At 72.9% G+C, this 700-nt stretch carries 1 protein-coding gene; it reads left to right on the top strand.

The window, feature by feature from the left end; genetic code table 11:
* Positions 1–700, top strand: a 700-nt coding sequence (mutL, locus tag ACH107_RS33295) for a DNA mismatch repair endonuclease MutL (protein WP_412509853.1), incomplete at both ends; no start/stop codon positions are given.

Raw genomic sequence — 700 nt, 5'->3', positions numbered from 1 at the left:
GTGTCGGGTGGACAGGCCGGCGCCGTGCGGCCCGCCGCGCGCAACCCCGGCACGACGGTCACGCTGCGCGACCTGTTCCATGCCACGCCGGCGCGGCTGAAATTCATGCGCACCGACCGCGCCGAGGCGCAGGCGATCGGCGACACGGTCAAGCGGCTGGCCATGGCCGAGCCCTTCGTGTCCTTCGTGCTGCGCGATGTCTCGGGCGGGGGCGAGGGGCGCGTGAGCTTCCGCGCCGATGCCGAGACGGGCGACATGTTCGGGGCGCTGGGCGGCCGGCTGGGCCGTATCCTCGGCCGCGATTTCGCCGAGAACGCGCTGCGCATCTCGGCCGAGCGCGACGGGCTGCGGATGACAGGCTTTGCCGCGTTGCCGACCTATTCGCGCGGGTCCGGCGTGGCGCAGTTCCTGTTCGTCAACGGGCGGCCGGTGCGCGACAGGATGCTGCACGGCGCGCTGCGCGCCGCCTACCATGATTTCCTGAGCCGTGACCGGCATCCGGCGGCGGCGCTTTTCATAGACTGCGACCCGACGCTGGTGGACGTGAACGTGCATCCGGCGAAATCCGAGGTGCGGTTCCGCGACCCGGGCGTGGCGCGGGGGCTGATCGTGTCGGGGCTGAAACATGCGCTGGCCGAGGCGGGGCACCGCGCGTCCTCGACCGTGGCGGGCGCGACGCTGGGCGCGATGCGGCCCGAAC

The organism is Roseovarius halophilus (ex Wu et al. 2025) (genome assembly GCF_047086965.1).
This window is presented reverse-complemented; position numbering and strand designations above follow the sequence as displayed.